Source organism: Methanothermobacter sp. CaT2 (assembly GCF_000828575.1).
In the GTDB taxonomy this organism is placed as follows: domain Archaea; phylum Methanobacteriota; class Methanobacteria; order Methanobacteriales; family Methanothermobacteraceae; genus Methanothermobacter.
This window is the reverse complement of sequence record NZ_AP011952.1, coordinates 146,734-163,808: the sequence shown is the minus strand read 5'-3', so window position 1 is coordinate 163,808 and position 17,075 is coordinate 146,734. Positions and strand designations below refer to the sequence as shown.

Genomic DNA, 17,075 nt, shown 5'->3' with positions numbered 1-17,075 from the left:
CATCTACCTCTTTACGGTGTACTCAACTATGAGGTCCTCCCCCAGGGTGTAGAACCTCTCAAGTTCGAGTTTTATGGCATCGGACATATCGTCTATGCCCTCACCATCAACCAGTGTCCTTGCCTCCCTGCCACCGGCGATCATGGGGGCTATGCACACCCGGACCTCATCAACAAGGCCCTCCGTTAACATGGAGTAGTTGAGGGTTGAGCCCCCCTCGAGCATCAGCCTCCTGACACCCATCTCATGGAGTCTTTCTAGGAGCAGGCGGAGGTCCACCCTGTCTTTTCCTGCAACCACAACTTCAGCCCTTTTTCTGAGTTCATTAACCCTTGATATCGGGGCACTCTCCGAGACACCTATCACAGTGGGGGCCTCATCGTTGAGGACCCTGAAATCCAGGGGTGTCCTTGCCCTGCTGTCAACCACCACCCTCACAGGGTTATCCCCTTCCTCTGCATCAACCCTGTGGACGGTGAGTCGGGGGTCATCTGCAAGTACCGTGTTTATCCCCACCATTATGGCGTCACATTCCCTCCGAAGCTCATGGACCCTCCTGAGATCCTCCTCACCGGATATCTCAGAGCTACCTGTCTTTGTCGCAATCTTACCGTCCAGTGTCATTGCTGCGTTGAGTATAACGTATGGTCTCATGAACCTTCTCCTCCAGTCTATAGGTTTATAGCCACCATACTATAAATTAGTGTGGAAACCATGTGGGGTTTCCAGATCGGGAGGTTGAAATATGGACAGATACACTGCTGGAATGGAGATACTTGAGAGGATACACAGGGACTCCTACAGGAAGCTGCGTGATGAACTTGAGGATGTTGCCCCTGATCTTTCAAGGTTCGTGGTTGAATTTGCATACGGTGATATCTACTCCAGGGATGCGCTGGATCTTAAAACAAGGGAACTTGTCACCGTGGCAGCCCTCACGGTCCTTGGGGCTGAAAAACAGTTGAAAGGCCATGTGAAGGGTGCCCTCAATGCCGGCTGCAGCAGGGAGGAGATAATTGAGGTCCTCATCCAGATGGCTGTCTATGCAGGGTTCCCTGCAGCCATAAATGGTGTTACTGTGGCAGCTGAGGTTTTCAGGGAGATGGAAAAATAAATTCAGATGGCCTCACAGGCCAAAAATTCTTTCTGCAGTGGATGTTGTCACCCTGTCAACATCCTCAACATCGGTTTCCTTGATCTCTGCTATTTTCTTAACCGCTTCAGCCACAAATGCTGGCTCGTTGCGCTTCCCCCTGAAAGGGGAGAGGTATGGACTGTCGGTCTCTGTAAGCATGCTCTCCAGCGGGAGGTCCTCCACAAGTTTCATGTGGTGATCCGAGAAGGTCACAAGTGTGGATATTGATATGTGGTATCCGGCGTCCATTATCCTCTCTGCAGTTGATAGGCTGCCACCGTAGCAGTGAAAGACCACCTCTGGTATGCTGTGCTCGAGTACGATCTCAAGGGCCCTCTCCTCGGCGTCCCTTGCATGGACAACCAGGGGCATCTCATGTTCCTCTGCAAGTTTGGCGAAGATTCTGAAGGCCTCCTCCTGTCTTCTCCTTCCCTCAGCATCCCGGGTGTGGTGGAAGTCCATGCCTGTCTCACCTATGGCCACGATCCTGTCAATGTGTGATTCTATCTGCCCCGCGACCTCCTCTATGAGTTCAGGCCTTGCCTTTGATGCGTCGGCGGGATGGAAACCCATGGTGGGGTATATGAATCCTGGATAATCTGAGGCAAGGGCAAGGGCCCTCCTGTTGCCCCCGAGTCCAACACCCGAATCTATAATTGCCCTGAGTTTCCCCTTTGCCCTCTCAATAACCTCTTCACGGTTCCTGTTGAAGTCCTTGAAGTCCAGGTGACAGTGAACATCTATTATATTGATCCCTCCATTGATAGCTTGATGGGTATCAGGTCCATATATCCATGTTAGGACCTTATAGCCTTAAAAGTCGCCTGAAATGTATCTAGGTACCGAATCTCCTCTCCCTCTGCTGGTATGACCTTATAGCCTTAAAAGTCGCCTGAAGCCTATCTAGGTACCGAATCTCCTCTCCCTCTGCTGGTATGACCTTATGGCCCTTAAGAAGTCGACCTTTCGAAGTTCCGGCCATAGGCTGTCGCAGAAGTACAGTTCTGAATAGGATGACTGCCAGAGGAGAAAACCGCTGAGGCGCTCCTCACCACTGGTCCTTATTATGAGGTGGGGGTCCTCCAGTCCAGCGGTGTAGAGGTTCCTGTTTATCATGTCCTCGTCTATGTCCTCAGGGTCAATGCGGCCGGCCCTGACGTCCTCGGCGATTTTCCTTGCGGCGTCCACTATCTCCTGTCTGCCATCATATCCTATGGCAATGTTCACAAGTCGATCAGAGTATCCCTCAGTTGACCTCTCAGCGACCTCTATAGCCTTTCTAACATCTTCAGGGAGCAGTTCAAGTTTTCCGACTGCCTTGACCCTGACACGGTTTTTATGGATCTTCTTATTGCTTGCTATGGCCTCAAAGTTCTCCTTGAAGAGCTTCATCAGGCCATTAACCTCGTTTTCTGGCCTTTTAAAGTTTTCAGTTGAGAATGCATAGGCTGTTACTATCTCTATTCCAAGGTCAACGCACCAGTCCAGGACCTTTTCCAGTGTCTCAATACCCTTCTTGTGACCCTCTATGGGGTCGACGCTGCCCTGGAGTCGTGAGTATCTCCTGTTACCATCCATTATAATGGCAACGTGCCTTGGCATTCTCTCCCTTTTGAGGTTGCGCGATATGTACCACTCATACAGTTTGTAAAGAGGTTTTAAAGGTGACATTTCCCATCTACCTGACTGGAGTTTTTAATTATTCTATAAATTGATGATCTAATCTCTCCAACTGGTGGCAAGCCAGTGGGCGAATCTAAGTGCTCTGCGGTAACCCGCAGTAGTCTGTGACCTAGATGTGTCAACAAAAATCCCATTAAATCCAAGGGCCACAGCTCCGTGGCTTCTGGCCGTGCCAACGAGAACCAGTGATCTGAATATGAGGTTACCTGTTATCCCATCGGGTGCTATGATGACGTTGCACCCATCCCTTACGGCCTCCTCTATCAGTATATGGTAGTGCCTCACTTCATATTTATCCTTTACCATTGATGCCAGAAGTTCACCATCACGGATTGAACTGTCCACTGCAGGGGACCTTCCAAGGTCACCTGGCCGTCCCCCTGATATTATACCGATGAATGGCTCGGTTCCTGTTTTTATGAGGAAGTCCCCTGCGGCAGTGGCTATTCTGAGCCTTTCGGTAACTGTTTCACCCTCATCTATCCCGACGGGTGCAAGGAAAAAACTCCCCTTTCCCGTCTCTATCCATGAAGCCCTCATCAGGGGCCCATGATTCTTGAGTTCCGCCATTATACTTGCTGATGGGAGGGAACCCCTCACATAGGCGTCCTTTCCCATTCTTAACCTTTCTATGAATTCGTCCTCGGAGTAAACCAGTTCAACATCAAATTCCACTGACGAAGCAGCCCTTTCGATGTTCCTGTTCTCACCGGCCCCTGCCACTATCCTCATGGGGTGACATCCTCCTTTTTTAAGAATGTTTCTTGGCCCACAGCAACATTAATATATGTGTTGAGAAGTATTAAATATTCAGTTCTGCATGATACATAAACACCAAAGTATATATATAAATTGTGGCAAAATTTAGGTTAACGTAAATCATGTGGAGCAGTGCTTTTCAATGTTAACTTCTTACGTGATCCAGAACCCCAGATCAGCTAAAGGAAGGTAAGAATATGGATACAAAAAATAAGATAATCCTCGGTCTCTTCATAGTTATACTGGGTCTTTCAGTTGTAACTTATGAAAACTACATCACAAACTCACAGAACGTTTTTGTGGGAGAAAAACATGTGCTGCTTCTATGCGCAGACCCCAGTGAACCAAGGCCTGGTATAGGGGCCGTTGACATGGCCTTCATAATAACCATGAACGAGGGTAACATAACCAATGTAACGGCTGTCTACCCACACAACATGGCCCATCCAACAGCAGAACCCCCGGCTTCACTGAGGGCGCAGGGAGTAAACAGGTGGCTCCTGCATGACGCCCTCTGGGAAAACGATACAGAGAAGGGTGCCAGACTTGCGCAGGAGATAGTGGAATACAATACCGGTGTGAAAACAGATATCGTCGTGATAGTGACACCCCAGGCAGTGGACGGCATCCTACAGGCAATAGGTCCTGTATATGTGGAGGGTCAGGGTTATGTCTCAGGAAACAGCATAACATTCCTCAGGGAGGAACAGCAGCAGGGATCCGCAAGGGGCGTTGCGGTTCAGTCACTCATGAGGGCAATATTCAATGCCACAAAGGACCGTTCAAAGTACATGGCCATGGTAAACGCGGGGATACAGCAGTATCAGCAGGGAAACATCGTTGTTGTACCCGAAGGTGCCTTCATACAGTTCCTCATATCCACAGGACTTGAAAGGGTGACCAGCTGATAAAAAACTATTTATTTTTTTGAAAAAACATCACAGGATACCTCAGTGCATGAAAAGATAAATGATTCAACACAAAACTTAACTACTATAATGTAATATATTATGTCTGGGGGATCTCCTTGTCCGATGAAAACATGGGAAAAACCAGGGGCTACCTTATATGTACACAATGCGGGGGCTACTACCAGCTGGAAGATGGTGAGGACCCCTCTGATTTTGATTCCTGTGAATGTGGGGGCTCACTGGGATACTACAGCACACTCGAAGAGTTCTATGAAGAACCAGAAGAGTTCTATGAGGAACCAGATGAACCAGAACCTGAAATTCCAGGAAAAGGTGACCGGAAAAGAGTCCTCCTTGAAAACCTCTCAAGGAGCATAGACAATGAGGAGAGAACACTTAAGGAGATAAAAAGCGGCAAATGGTCCCTCATGGAATTCGTGGCCGAGAAGAGAATAATCGACGATGTGAAGGAACAGAAAAAGATTGTGGACGAACTCCTTGATGAGGAGATAATAGACAGCAATCTAATAACCGGTGGCAGAGGGGAGGCAGAGAGTTTCATATCACAGGTACGTGAGCAGAGGGAGTTCCTTGCTGAACGTGAGGGAAAGACGCTTAACAGCAGATTTTTAAGGACCGCCGTCACGGTTCTCCTCATCTTTGTGGTTATATGCTTCCTATACTTCTTTATAGCCGTAAAATTCACATAAAAATTAATATCAAGTAAAGTGCGGCCAACTGTTAAGATAAGGCCCGTAAAATAAAGAAATTATTAATTTTTTAAATGGCTGAGCACATCCTCTGCAGTCTCAAGTGTACTGTTTATATGATCCATTTCGTGTGCAGCGGATATGAAACAGCACTCAAACTGTGATGGGGGTATGAAGACACCCCTCTCCAGCAGTCCCTGGAAGTACTTCATGAAGAGCTCAGTGTCTGATTTCTTAGCATCGGCGTAGTTTCTGACCTCATCCTCAGTGAAATATATCTGGAACATTGAAGCCGGCCCTGCAACCTGATACTCAAGGTCCATGTCAGAGAGGAGATCCCTCAAACCTGCCCTCAGATGGGACCCCATCCTCTCAAGACTGGAATACACTTTATCATCAAGTATTTTAAGGGTTTCAAGACCTGCAGTTACAGATACCGGGTTTCCATTGAATGTGCCTGCCTGGTATACGCTACCAGCCGGTGCAATGTTCTCCATTATCTGCCTTGGACCTGCCAGTGCCCCCATGGGAAAGCCCCCCCCGACTATTTTTCCAAGTGTCACGAGGTCCGGCTTTACACGGTAGTACTCCTGGGCGCCACCTGCTGCCAGCCTGAATCCTGTTATGACCTCATCAAAGATGAGTAGGATGTCGTTCTCCCTCGTTACATCTCTGAGGAAGTTCAGGTAGCCGTTTTCAGGTTCTATGCACCCGATGTTACCCATCACAGGTTCAACAAGGATGCATGCTATCTCATCCCCCATCCCATCAATGAGCTCAACCATCGCCTCCTCGTCATTGAAGACCGTGGTTAGAGTATTTTTCACGGTATCCTCAGGTATACCCGGTGAATCGGGTGCAGCAGCGGCACCAGAACCTGGTTTTACAAGGACGTAATCGTGGGCCCCATGGTAGGATCCCTCAAATTTGACAATCTTGTCTCTCCCTGTATATGCCCTTGCAAGCCTCACAGCGGCCATGGTGGCCTCCGTGCCTGAGTTCATGAACCTTACCATCTCGGCACAGGGTACCCTGTCTATTATTGTCTCCGCAAGTTCTATTTCCCCCTCAGATGGTACACCATAGGTTGTGCCCCTCTCTATCTGCCTCTCAACCGCCTCAACCACCCTGGGGTGTGCGTGTCCCAGTATCAGGGGTCCATATGCCAGACAGTAGTCAATGTAGCTCTTACCATCAACACTCTCCAGTATGCACCCCTTACCCCCCGCCGCAAAGAAGGGGTATGGATCGAACCTCCTCACAGGTGAGCTCACGCCACCTGGAAGAACCCTCTGTGCCCTTTCAAACAGTTCTTTAGACTTCATGATGGAACCTCTAAACATTTCTAATCCTCGATGATGCTAAGGACCCTTCAAACTTATCCTCAGGAGAACCTCTAAACCTCCACTCCCCCTGATAATGCTATAAGAGCATTTGCAGCTGCCACCGCGACAGGTGTGCCCCCCTTGGGGCCCCTGGTTATCATGTGGGGTATGTCGGTTTTCCTTAGGGCCTCCTTAGATTCTGCAGCCCCCACAAACCCCACCGGAACCCCTATAACCGCCTCTGCATCCATTATGCCTTCAGCTGTAAGTTCAATCACCTTCATGAGGGCTGTTGGGGCATTACCTATAACCACAATCCCCCTGAAGCCCCTCTCTGCAGCGTACTCCATTGATGCTGCTGCCCTGGTGATATCCCTCTTTTTTGCAATCTCCCTGACCTCAGGGTCCCTTATGTGGCAGCTGGCAGGTCTGGATATCCCTGCACGGACCATCTCAATGTCGGTGAGTATCTCGCCTGAGGTCCTGAGTGAATCAAGGGCTGCATCCACAAAGTCCTGGCTGAACTCTGTCAACCTGGCATACTCGGGGTCAGCGGTTGAATGAACTATACGCTCAACTATGGCCGCCTCCTCATCCCTGAGAGAGGCCAGATCCTCAGATATCAGTTTTCTGACTATTTCCCTGCTCTTTCTGGCTATCTCATAGCCCTGGCCTGTGGATGCACCCATCAATGCTATCACCTAAGGTGTGAGTCTCCTCCTGTCCCTCGGGAAGAGCACGGTCTCCCTTATGTTATTCACACCGGTGATGGTCATGTTGAACCTTTCAGCCCCGAGACCCCAGCCTGCGTGGGGTGGCATTCCGTACTCAAAGGCTGCAAGGTAGCTCTCGAAGGAGTCCGGGTTCAATCCCTGCCTCCTTATCTTCTCAACCAGGAGGTCATGCTGGTGGACCCTCATGGCACCTGAGGATATCTCAAGGTCCCTGTACATGAGGTCGAATGCATAGCTTCTTTCAGGATCGTTTTCATCTGGCATCACATAGAATGGCTTTATTGCGGTTGGCCATGAGGTTATGAAGTAGTAGCCGTCCATGACCTCACCAAGGGCCTTCTCAGCCGCCCTTGGAAGGTCCTCGCCGTGTTTCATTGGGACTCCCCTGGAGTTTACCAGTTCAACTGCCTCATCGTATTCCAGCCTCTCGAAGGGAGTTTCGGGCACCTCAAGGGTCCTGCCCAGGGTTTCAAGGGCATCACTGCAGTGCTCGTTAACATCCTCTATGACCCTCACAACCAGCCTTTCCAGTATCTTCATGACATCCTCGTGGTCAACGAAGGAGGCCTCTATGTCGATGGATATGACCTCGTTGAGGTGCCTGAGGGTGTCGTGCTCCTCTGCACGGAATATGGGTGCTATCTCATAGACACGGTCAAGGCCCGTTGACATCATCATCTGCTTGTAGAGCTGTGGGCTCTGTCCCAGGAAGGCCTCCCTTTCAAAGTAGGTTATGGGGAAGAGTTCAGTGCCCCCCTCTGTTGCAGATGCAACAAGTTTGGGGGTGTTGATTTCAAGGAAACCATTCTCTTCAAGGAATACCCTGACTGAGTGCAGCATCCTGCTCTTTATTTTAAATATTGCACTCACTGATGGTTTTCTGAGGTCAAGGAACCTGGCGTCGAGCCTTGTATCTATCTCGGCCTTCACCTTCTCTGTGGGGTCAAGTGGCAGTGGCTGCTTTGATGGGTTCAGAACCCTCAGGAATGATGGTATTATCTCAAAGCCGCCAGGGGCCTTATCTGATTCCTGCACCCTTCCCCCGAATGCCACAACAGATTCCTTTTTGAGCTTTCTAATGGATTTGAAGAGGTCCTTCTCAATCTTCTTGCTGGGTGCTGTTATCTGGATGAGCCCGTCACGGTCCCTGAGGAGCACGAATATTATTCCTCCAAGGTCCCTTATCTCATGGACCCATCCCATGACAGTGACTTCCTCTCCATCCATTTCAGGTTTTATGTCCTTTGAGTAGTGAGTCCTTCTAAGATCTCCAAGTAACAATCAGATCACCTCTTGTCGCTAAGTGAATTATCAGAGTAAATTCAGGTCACCTCTCAAGTCTCCTGCGGAATGACTCGGCATGGGCATAGAGGCCCTCGTATTCAGCAAGACGCAGGACTGTGTCCTGGATGTTCCGGAGCCCCTCCCTGGTTATCATCTGCACCGTTGGTTTCTTGAGGAATGACTCCGTTGATAGGCCCGAGTACATCCGGGCGCAGCCAGACGTTGGCAGCACGTGGTTGGTCCCTGAACCGTAATCCCCTGCCGCCACAGGTGAGAGGTCACCCAGAAATATGGATCCTGCGTTACGGATACCCTTGAGTGTTTTTTCAGGAGAATCCGTCATTATAACAAGGTGCTCAGGGGCGTAGGTGTTGCTGAAGTCCACGGCCCCGTCAATATCCTCAGTTAAAACTATCATTCCGTATCTTTCAAGGGACTCCTCTATGATATTGGCCCTTTCCATGTATTTAATATTTTCACGTACCTTCCCATCCACCCTGGCTGCAAGATTCTCTGAGTCTGTCACAAGGACACTTGCAGCCTGGGGGTCGTGCTCTGCCTGTGCCAGTATCTCGAGGGCAATGTACTCAGGGTCTGCAGATTCATCTGCAATTATGAGTACCTCTGATGGGCCTGCCGGAAAGTCTATGTCCACTTCACCGTATACCAGTTTCTTTGCTGCGGTAACAAATATGTTCCCGGGTCCCACAATCTTATCCACCGCCCCGATCGTCTCTGTACCGTAGGCCATTGCAGCCACCGCCTGGGCGCCCCCCACACGGTATATCTCATGTGCACCTGCAATGTCGGCCGCCACAAGGACAGCGTCGGGAACCGAGCCATCGGATGCCGGGGGTGTGCAGCACACTATCCTTTCAACCCCTGCTATCCTGGCCGGTATGACGGTCATGAGTATTGTTGAGGGGTAAACGGCCCTTCCACCGGGTATGTAGCAACCCACACTGTCAAGGGGCCGCACTATCTGCCCTGCGCTGACCCCAGGCCGGATCTCGGCCATCCACTCAGAGGGCAGCTGGAGCCTGTGGAACTCCTCAATGTTTGCTGCAGCTTCAGTGAGCGCTTTCCTGACCTGTGGGTTCAGGTTTTCATGGGCCGCCTCTATTTCCTCCTGACTGACAGTGAGGCTTTCAGGTGAGACACCATCAAATTTCTCTGTGAGTTCCCTGAGGGCCCCATCACCACCATCTCTCACCATCAAGATGATATCTGCCACCGGCCCAAGGACCTCATCAACATCAATCCTTGCTCTCTCAACAAGCTCATCGACTCTTTCATGATCAAATTCTATTATCCTCATGAGGATGATCCTCCATGGAAAAGTTAAGGTGAATGGTTAGTTTTATGGCTCCATCACTTTTAAGAATTTGCAGACGATAAGCCACGCCCGCACATGATTAATAATTTAAAAAGTTTCAGTAATATAAAACTTTATTTATCAGTTTTAACTTAACTATGGGAAGATGAGAGAAGATATTCAGGGATATCCGCCGATCTGCTGTAATTTTTACATTAATTCATATTATATCTTTAATTTTGATAAAGGGGCTGTCCCTCCACCAAAATTTTTAAATAATAAATTTAATACACACTTATAAGGAGACTGAGGCTGGTAACCATGTATAAGGACGAAATGATACAACTGCACCAATTTCTGGTATATGTTCTGAAGTACCTCGAGAATGGATACGATATAAAGGATGAATGCGAAGAGTACTTCTCCCTCAACATCAGCCCCCACCACATCCACCGCACAAAGGCCGAACATAAATACGCTATTTTTGTACTCTCAAGCGCCATCTCCGAGATCCTTGCAAAGAAGGAAGGACACAACCTCCCACCAAATGTTGTAAATGGCCTCTCAGAACTTGCAAAGCGGTCAAGGAAGGAAGTAGTGAAGATAGAAGCCAAACTGGAGGCAAAATAGGCATCAATCCATTCTCCAAATCTAAATTTTTCTAATTTAGATATGGTGCCAGCCAGAAACCAACCATAAATATTCGCTTAATCCATCTAAACCAACTATTTTAATATTCCTTCAACTTATATCATAAACGGTGTTTTTATGAAGGCCACAGAAAGCATGATCTGTCTTGTTGATGGAGAGCACTACCTCCCTGTAACAAGGGCGGCTGTTGAGACCCTTGACTCAATGGAGCACATTGACGTCAGGGCACTGATCTTCATCGGGGGAACCGAAAAACTCAGGACATCATCACCTGAGGAGTACACCGAGATGATGGGAAGACCCGTCTACTTCGGTGATGATCCCCACAGGATACCCTATGACCTCATAGCCAGACTCATCAGAAAGTACAGTGCAGACACGGTTATGGACCTCAGCGATGAACCCGTCCTGGACTACTCAAAGAGGTTCAGAATAGCATCGGTTGTCCTTGAGGAGGGTGCAGTCTACAGGGGCCCTGACTTTGAGTTCCAGCCCCTCACAGAATATGATATACTCAAAAAACCATCCCTCAAGATTCTCGGGACAGGTAAGAGGATAGGTAAAACCGCTGTATCCGCCTATGCTGCCCGCCTGATCCATGAACGTGAATACAACCCCTGTGTTGTGGCGATGGGACGGGGAGGCCCTGAGGAGCCAGAGATCGTCAGGGGTGACAGGATAGAAATAACCCCCGAGTTCCTGATGGAGCAGTCAGACAGGGGGGTTCATGCAGCCTCTGACCACTGGGAGGACGCCCTCATGAGCCGGATACTCACGGTTGGCTGCAGGCGCTGCGGTGGCGGTATGGTGGGGGATGTGTTCATAACCAACATGAAAAGGGGTGCTGAGACAGCCAACAGCCTTGACGCCGACTTCATAATACTCGAGGGGAGCGGGGCTGCAATACCCCCTGTGAAGTCAGACAGACACATAGTCCTTGTTGGCGCAAACCAGCCCATCATAAATATAAAGAATTTCTTCGGACCCTTCAGGATAAGGCTGGCGGATCTTGTGATACTCACAATGTGCGAAGAGCCCATGGCAGATAATGAGAAGGTTAAGGAGATCGTTGAGTTCATAGAATCTGTGAACCCAGAGGCAGAGGTTGTGACCACAGTCTTCAGGCCAAAGCCACTTGGGGATATCAGCGGAAAGAATGTCCTATTTGCAACCACAGCCCCCGACTCTGTGAAGGATATCCTGGTTGAATACCTTGAGTCTGAGTACCGCTGCCGGGTCGTCGGGACAACCCCACACCTTTCAAACAGGCCGCTACTACAGCGGGACATTGAGAGGTACATAGATGACGCTGATGTGATGCTCACAGAACTCAAGGCGGCTGCGGTTGATGTTGCAACAAAGGACGCCCTTGAGGCGGGGCTCGAGGTCATCTACTGCGACAACATACCCATTGTGCGGGACGGTTCCCAGGATGAACTTGATGACGCCATAATCAGGGTGGTGAAGAGCGCCATAGCTGACTTCAACCTCAGAAGGACCCCATAGGGAGCAGGTGGTATATTGGATGACTCCGAGATCAGGAAACTCTTGAGGTTCACCCTCAGTGAAAAGAGGGTTATAGAGGAGCTTCAGATACCCCCTGATGCATTCATACCCCTTCTTTTTTCCATCAGGTATGGTGGTGACTGGAGCCTCAGGAAAAACTCCGGACGTTTCATGGCTGTGAAGGAGAAGGTCACCCGCTTTGATGAGGATGAGATGACAGGGCGGACCCTTGAGATAGTCTACCTCTTCCTGAACCCCAGGGTGGTGAGGGAAGAGGGTACCGTTTACCGCCTCGAGAAGTGCGGCTCAAAAAATGAGAGGGAACTTGTAAAGAGACCCTACCGGGTCGTGGTGGATGGTGATTACATCCTCAGGGCAGTGCTTGATCCCCTTGATTTTAAGATTAAACTGAAGAGGCTCAGGAAGCCCCTTAAATTCACAGGGTCAGGGGCCTATGGTGTTTCACATGAGATGGAGCACCTTGAGGGCAGGGAGTCCAGGGGAACCCCATTCTGGGAATTTGAATATGAAATAGAGGACGACTGAAATTTCAGGAAAGTCCCAGGACCCCCTTCCAGGAATTCAGATATGTGATTGATAATTTTCCAGATAACGATCTCCTGATTCTACGCACCAATATATTCATATATGTAAATATAAGAATATGGTTATGGATGGTGATGAACAGTGAAAAACAAAAACTCTGGCTGCTGTGAAGATACAGGTGCAGTTAATGGCGAAAAATGTGAATGCAGCTGCAGCTGCGGGTTTCTGGAGTACCCTGATGAATGCAGGGTTCCGGAGCCGGAAGATCCATCAGAAAAGGCAGGCGATGAATTCATAGGTCGCCTTGAAGAATATGCACGTTCACTGGGAATCAGTAATATTGGCTACGCCGGGCTCACACCCGATGTTATCCTTGCAGGTGAACCCCCCTACCGGAATGCCGTGGTCCTCACAGTGGAGATGGACGACGATGCCGTGCTGACTCCCCCCGGCAGAGAGGCGAGGGAGATGAATGACAGGTTATACGATAAACTTGCGGACTTAACCTTCAGGGTGGCTGATTTCCTCAGGATTAACGGATATGGTGCCATGGCCATTCACCCCATGAGCGGCCTAATAGACCTTCCCCTCCTTGGACAGAAGGCCGGTATCGGGTTTAAGGGCAGGAACGGTCTTCTTATAAGCCCCGGGAAAGGCCCGGCCCAGAAGATATCCGCGGTCCTCACAGGAATATCCGACCTTCCATGTGGTTCCGGTGCCCATGAATGGATACTCTCCTACTGCAGGAGATGTGGCAGGTGCATAAGGGCCTGTCCACAGGACGCCCTTATGGAGGTTGAGACGTGCTGCGGATCCACGGTTCTGCTACTTGATGATAGATGCACCGGCTGCAGTGATGGATGCACCCACTGCATAGAGAGCTGCCCATTCTACAGGAAGGACTATGAAGATATAAGATCAGCATTTAAAAGAGCAGCGAAAACTCAAGGGTAGACTATCTGGCTTACTATTCAGCACCTATCAGCTCATCAGCAACACAGCTCCATGAAAAACCGGCCATAAAAAAATGCCATATTTTAATAAATAATGGCGAACATAACTGGTAGATGGTGTATAATATGAAGGCTGATGCAGTAAAGATTGCAGATGGTGTCTACTGGGTTGGTGTCATGGACTGGGATATACGGAACTACCATGGCTACACCCTTGGAGGCACAACATACAACGTGTACCTCGTCTTTGGAGACGATAAGGTCGCCCTTATTGATAACACATACCCTGGAACATCCCCCCAGATGTTTGGAAGGATAAGTGACGCCTTTGAAAGGGAGGGAAGGGATGAAAGTATAGACCTCATAATCCAGAACCACATAGAGAGGGACCACAGCGGTTCAATCCTGGAGGTCTGGAAGCGTCACAGGCCAGAAATAATCTGCACAGAAAAGGCCTCTGCGGGACTAAGGGAACACTACCCCCTCCCCGATGAAGCCGTATTCAAAACCGTTAAAACAGGGGACTCCATTGACCTCGGGGGAAAGACCCTCACATTCCTTGAGGCCCCCATGCTCCACTGGCCAGACAGCATGTTCACCCTCCTTGGTGAGGATGGGATCCTATTCTCAAATGACGCCTTTGGCCAGCACCTCTGCATCAGCAGAAGGTTCGACACCGACGTTCCTGAAGCCGTGCTGATGGACGCGGCCATGAAGTTCTATGCCAATCTGTTAACACCACTATCACCCCTTGTGCTCAGGAAGTTCAGTGAGGTAAAGGACCTTGGGCTTCTTGAGAAGATCAGGATGATCGCACCATCCCACGGCCAGATCTGGACAGATCCCATGAAGATCATAGAGGCATACACGGCATGGGCAACAGGGGAGTGCCGGGACAAGGCCACGATAATCTATGATACCATGCACTACTCAACCAGGATGCTTGCACATGCACTTGCAGAGGGGCTCATGGCCGAGGACGTGGATGTTTCAATGTACTTCCTCCACGAGGATGAAAGGAGTGAAATCGTAAAGAACATCCTTGAAAGTAAGGCGGTATTCATTGGAAGCCCCACAATGTTCAACGGGCCATTCCCGAGTCTCGGGGACATAATGTACTATCTCAAAGGGCTCACATTCGATAGAACCGGATTCAGGAGGCTGGCAGTTGTATTCGGGTCAAAGGGATGGGGTGGAGGTGCAGTGAGGACACTCAAAGACGAAATCAGCGCCGCAGGGTTTGAGGTTGCAGAGACCCTTGAGGTCAGCTACGTGCCGGATGAGGATGACCTGGCGCGCTGCTACAGCATCGGAAAATCAATCGGCAAAAGGATAAAGGAGATGTAACCTATGAAGTCCGTTAAATTTAAGGGAAGCCACGACCCTGAGAAGAAAATTGTTGTGAGCCTCTTCTGGACGGTTCGAAAGACCATAAGAGAGGAGGGCTGCGCCCCTGTAAGAATCAAAAGGATCATAACATCAAAGAACACCTATGAGCCAGAGGGCAGGAAACTCCTCAAGCTTTCAGATGAGATCATGGATGATATACTGGGTGATATCGAGAGGGGTAAAACTGTTGAATTTGAGATGACGATGGGTGAGGAGTCACTGAGGGTCTGGATTGACGCTGAGGGCTTTGCTGTTGAGGCATCAAAGACACCTGAACTTGAGGAGGAGATTGTTGAAAAGATAGAACATGAGACCTCAAAGCTGACACCCGACTTCTGCCAGACCTTCCTTCCGAGGATCTTCCCCAACCAGTAGCAGGAAAACCGGAACCATTCATTTCTTCTTTCAGGTCACAGCACCCTGAAATTTGGTGCTGTAACTTTCATCCTGCACAAATTATTTATAGAACCTTAAACCCATCGATAATTGCATACTTATTTAAGAGGTGATTTAATGGCACAGGGACAGCAGCCCATATTAATACTACCACAGGGCACAAGCCGTTACGTTGGAAAGGAAGCTCAGAGAATCAACATACTTGCAGGTAAGGTTCTCGCAGAGACAGTGAGGACAACTCTCGGTCCCAAGGGAATGGACAAGATGCTTGTTGACTCACTTGGAGACATTGTGATCACCAATGATGGGGTTACAATCCTCAGGGAGATGGACATATCCCACCCTGCCGCAAAAATGCTTGTTGAGGTGGCAAAGACCCAGGAAGACGAGGTCGGCGACGGTACAACAACAGCCGTCATCATAGCAGGGGAACTCCTAAAGGAAGCCGAGAAACTCATTGAAATGGGTGTTCACCCAACAATAATAGCTGTGGGTTATAGACAGGCAGCCCTCAGGGCCCAGGAGATACTCGAAGACATATCCATCAAGGCAAGTGACAGGGACACCCTCATGAAGGTTGCGGTGACCGCCATGACAGGTAAGGGTTCAGAAAGGGCCAAGGAAAAACTGGCTGAACTCGTTGTGGATGCGGTCATGCAGGTGGAAGAGGATGGTGAAATCGACAGGGACAACATCAACATACAGAGGATACAGGGAGCATCAGTTAACGAGTCAAGAATAGTGAACGGTATAGTGATAGACAAGGCAAGGGCAGACACCTCAATGCCAAAAAGGGTTGAAAATGCCAGAATAGCACTCCTCAAGTACCCGATAGAGGTCAAGGACCTTGAAACCGACGCCAAGATAAGGCTGACAGACCCATCACAGATGCAGGCCTTCATCGAACAGGAAGAGCAGATGATCAGAGACATGGTGGATAAGATAAAGAGCTCCGGTGCAAACGTTGTCTTCTGCCAGAAGGGCATCGATGACCTTGCACTCCACTACCTCTCACGTGAGGGTATACTCGCACTCAAGAGGGTCAAGAAATCCGACATTAAACGCATCGAGAAGGCCACAGGCGCAAGGCTTGTCACAAACATCGAGGACCTCACAGAGGACGACCTTGGAGAGGCCGGAGTTGTCTACGAGAAGAAGATCTTTGATGATGTGCTGACATTCGTCGAGAACTGTAAGGACCCAAAGGCAATCTCCATAATCCTCAGGGGAAGCACAAAGCATGTTGCAGAGGAAATGGAACGTGCACTTGAGGACGCCATAGGCGTTGTTGCCTCAACCATTGAGGACGGCGAGGTTGTCGCAGGAGGAGGAGCACCTGAAGTTGAAATAGCAAGGAAACTCAGGGAATACGCTGACACCATAAGTGGCAGGGAGCAGCTTGCGGTCTCAGCCTTTGCAGACGCCCTTGAGATCGTTCCAAAGACCCTTGCAGAGAACGCTGGACTCGACAGCATCGACGTCCTGGTGGACCTCAGGGCTGCCCACGAGGAGTCACCCTACATGGGCCTTGACGTCTTTGAGGGAAGCGTTGTTGACATGAAGGAGGAGGGTGTTCTTGAACCCCAGAGGGTCAAGAAACAGGCCATCCAGTCCGCTGCAGAGGCGGCTGAGATGATCCTCCGCATAGACGACATGATAGCAGCTAAGGGCTTTGATGTTTCATCAAAGGACGAAGAGGATATGGAAGGAATGGGTGGAATGGGTGGAATGGGCGGAATGCCCCCAATGATGTAACACCCAATAAATTTTTTTTCAAT

The 17,075-nt window shown here is 49.6% G+C and carries 18 protein-coding genes; 10 read left to right on the top strand and 8 right to left on the bottom strand.

The window, feature by feature from the left end:
- Window positions 1-3: 3 nt before the first annotated feature.
- Window positions 4-654, bottom strand: coding sequence for a 2,5-diamino-6-(ribosylamino)-4(3H)-pyrimidinone 5'-phosphate reductase (locus MTCT_RS00990; protein ID WP_048175146.1), 651 nt, complete (start codon window positions 652-654; stop codon window positions 4-6).
- A 91-nt stretch (window positions 655-745) separates the two neighbouring features.
- Here MTCT_RS00990 and MTCT_RS00985 point away from each other — a divergent pair, with 91 nt between their 5' ends.
- Complete coding sequence (locus MTCT_RS00985) at window positions 746-1,114, top strand: carboxymuconolactone decarboxylase family protein (protein WP_048175143.1); 369 nt, start codon at window positions 746-748, stop codon at window positions 1,112-1,114.
- Window positions 1,115-1,126: 12 nt separating this feature from the next.
- Here the strand turns inward: MTCT_RS00985 and MTCT_RS00980 are convergent, their stop codons facing one another.
- From MTCT_RS00980 to mtxX, 3 genes are all read right to left on the bottom strand, one after another.
- A complete protein-coding gene (locus MTCT_RS00980) occupies window positions 1,127-1,879 on the bottom strand; it encodes a TatD family hydrolase (protein ID WP_255350882.1) in 753 nt (250 codons plus the stop codon).
- 159 nt (window positions 1,880-2,038) lie between these two features.
- Entirely contained in the window at window positions 2,039-2,806 is a 768-nt protein-coding gene (uppS, locus tag MTCT_RS00975) for a polyprenyl diphosphate synthase (protein ID WP_048175139.1), read from the bottom strand.
- A 48-nt stretch (window positions 2,807-2,854) separates the two neighbouring features.
- Complete coding sequence (gene mtxX / locus MTCT_RS00970) at window positions 2,855-3,550, bottom strand: methanogenesis marker protein Mmp4/MtxX (protein ID WP_048175136.1); 696 nt, start codon at window positions 3,548-3,550, stop codon at window positions 2,855-2,857.
- Window positions 3,551-3,774: 224 nt separating this feature from the next.
- Between mtxX and MTCT_RS00965 the strand changes: the two genes are divergently transcribed.
- Both MTCT_RS00965 and MTCT_RS00960 read left to right on the top strand, forming a co-directional pair.
- A complete protein-coding gene (locus MTCT_RS00965) occupies window positions 3,775-4,485 on the top strand; it encodes a DUF4012 domain-containing protein (protein WP_048175134.1) in 711 nt (236 codons plus the stop codon).
- A gap of 119 nt (window positions 4,486-4,604) precedes the next feature.
- On the top strand, window positions 4,605-5,198 hold the full coding sequence (locus tag MTCT_RS00960) for a hypothetical protein (protein WP_048175131.1): 594 nt from the start codon (window positions 4,605-4,607) through the stop codon (window positions 5,196-5,198).
- 62 nt (window positions 5,199-5,260) lie between these two features.
- On the opposite strand, the gene hemL is transcribed toward MTCT_RS00960, so the two are convergent.
- From hemL to hisD, 4 genes are all read right to left on the bottom strand, one after another.
- The gene (gene hemL, locus MTCT_RS00955) at window positions 5,261-6,523 is read right to left on the bottom strand and encodes a glutamate-1-semialdehyde 2,1-aminomutase (protein ID WP_048175129.1); all 1,263 of its coding nucleotides are present in this window, start codon (window positions 6,521-6,523) and stop codon (window positions 5,261-5,263) included.
- A 71-nt stretch (window positions 6,524-6,594) separates the two neighbouring features.
- Window positions 6,595-7,212 (bottom strand): cobalt-precorrin-8 methylmutase, encoded by a 618-nt coding sequence (locus tag MTCT_RS00950; RefSeq protein ID WP_048175125.1) that lies wholly within the window; start codon window positions 7,210-7,212, stop codon window positions 6,595-6,597.
- 12 nt (window positions 7,213-7,224) lie between these two features.
- Entirely contained in the window at window positions 7,225-8,538 is a 1,314-nt protein-coding gene (gene aspS, locus MTCT_RS00945) for an aspartate--tRNA(Asn) ligase (protein ID WP_048175121.1), read from the bottom strand.
- Between the two features lie 46 nt (window positions 8,539-8,584).
- Window positions 8,585-9,859 carry a histidinol dehydrogenase gene (gene hisD / locus MTCT_RS00940; protein WP_048175119.1) on the bottom strand — a complete coding sequence of 425 codons (1,275 nt, stop codon included), beginning with the start codon at window positions 9,857-9,859 and terminating at the stop codon, window positions 8,585-8,587.
- Window positions 9,860-10,177: 318 nt separating this feature from the next.
- On the opposite strand from hisD, the gene MTCT_RS00935 reads away from it, so the two are divergent.
- The 7 genes from MTCT_RS00935 to thsA all read left to right on the top strand — a co-directional run bounded on the left by MTCT_RS00935 (window position 10,178) and on the right by thsA (window position 17,052).
- Complete coding sequence (locus MTCT_RS00935) at window positions 10,178-10,486, top strand: UPF0058 family protein (protein WP_048175115.1); 309 nt, start codon at window positions 10,178-10,180, stop codon at window positions 10,484-10,486.
- A gap of 138 nt (window positions 10,487-10,624) precedes the next feature.
- Entirely contained in the window at window positions 10,625-12,013 is a 1,389-nt protein-coding gene (locus MTCT_RS00930) for a cyclic 2,3-diphosphoglycerate synthase (protein WP_048175112.1), read from the top strand.
- A 15-nt stretch (window positions 12,014-12,028) separates the two neighbouring features.
- Window positions 12,029-12,559, top strand: a complete 531-nt coding sequence (locus MTCT_RS00925; protein WP_048175109.1) for a RimK/LysX family protein — start codon at window positions 12,029-12,031, stop codon at window positions 12,557-12,559.
- 141 nt (window positions 12,560-12,700) lie between these two features.
- A complete protein-coding gene (locus MTCT_RS00920) occupies window positions 12,701-13,513 on the top strand; it encodes a 4Fe-4S binding protein (RefSeq protein ID WP_048175107.1) in 813 nt (270 codons plus the stop codon).
- 125 nt (window positions 13,514-13,638) lie between these two features.
- Complete coding sequence (locus MTCT_RS00915) at window positions 13,639-14,859, top strand: FprA family A-type flavoprotein (RefSeq protein ID WP_048175104.1); 1,221 nt, start codon at window positions 13,639-13,641, stop codon at window positions 14,857-14,859.
- 3 nt (window positions 14,860-14,862) lie between these two features.
- Entirely contained in the window at window positions 14,863-15,276 is a 414-nt protein-coding gene (locus MTCT_RS00910) for a hypothetical protein (RefSeq protein ID WP_048175102.1), read from the top strand.
- A gap of 138 nt (window positions 15,277-15,414) precedes the next feature.
- The gene (thsA, locus tag MTCT_RS00905) at window positions 15,415-17,052 is read left to right on the top strand and encodes a thermosome subunit alpha (protein WP_048175099.1); all 1,638 of its coding nucleotides are present in this window, start codon (window positions 15,415-15,417) and stop codon (window positions 17,050-17,052) included.
- Window positions 17,053-17,075 lie beyond the last annotated feature (23 nt).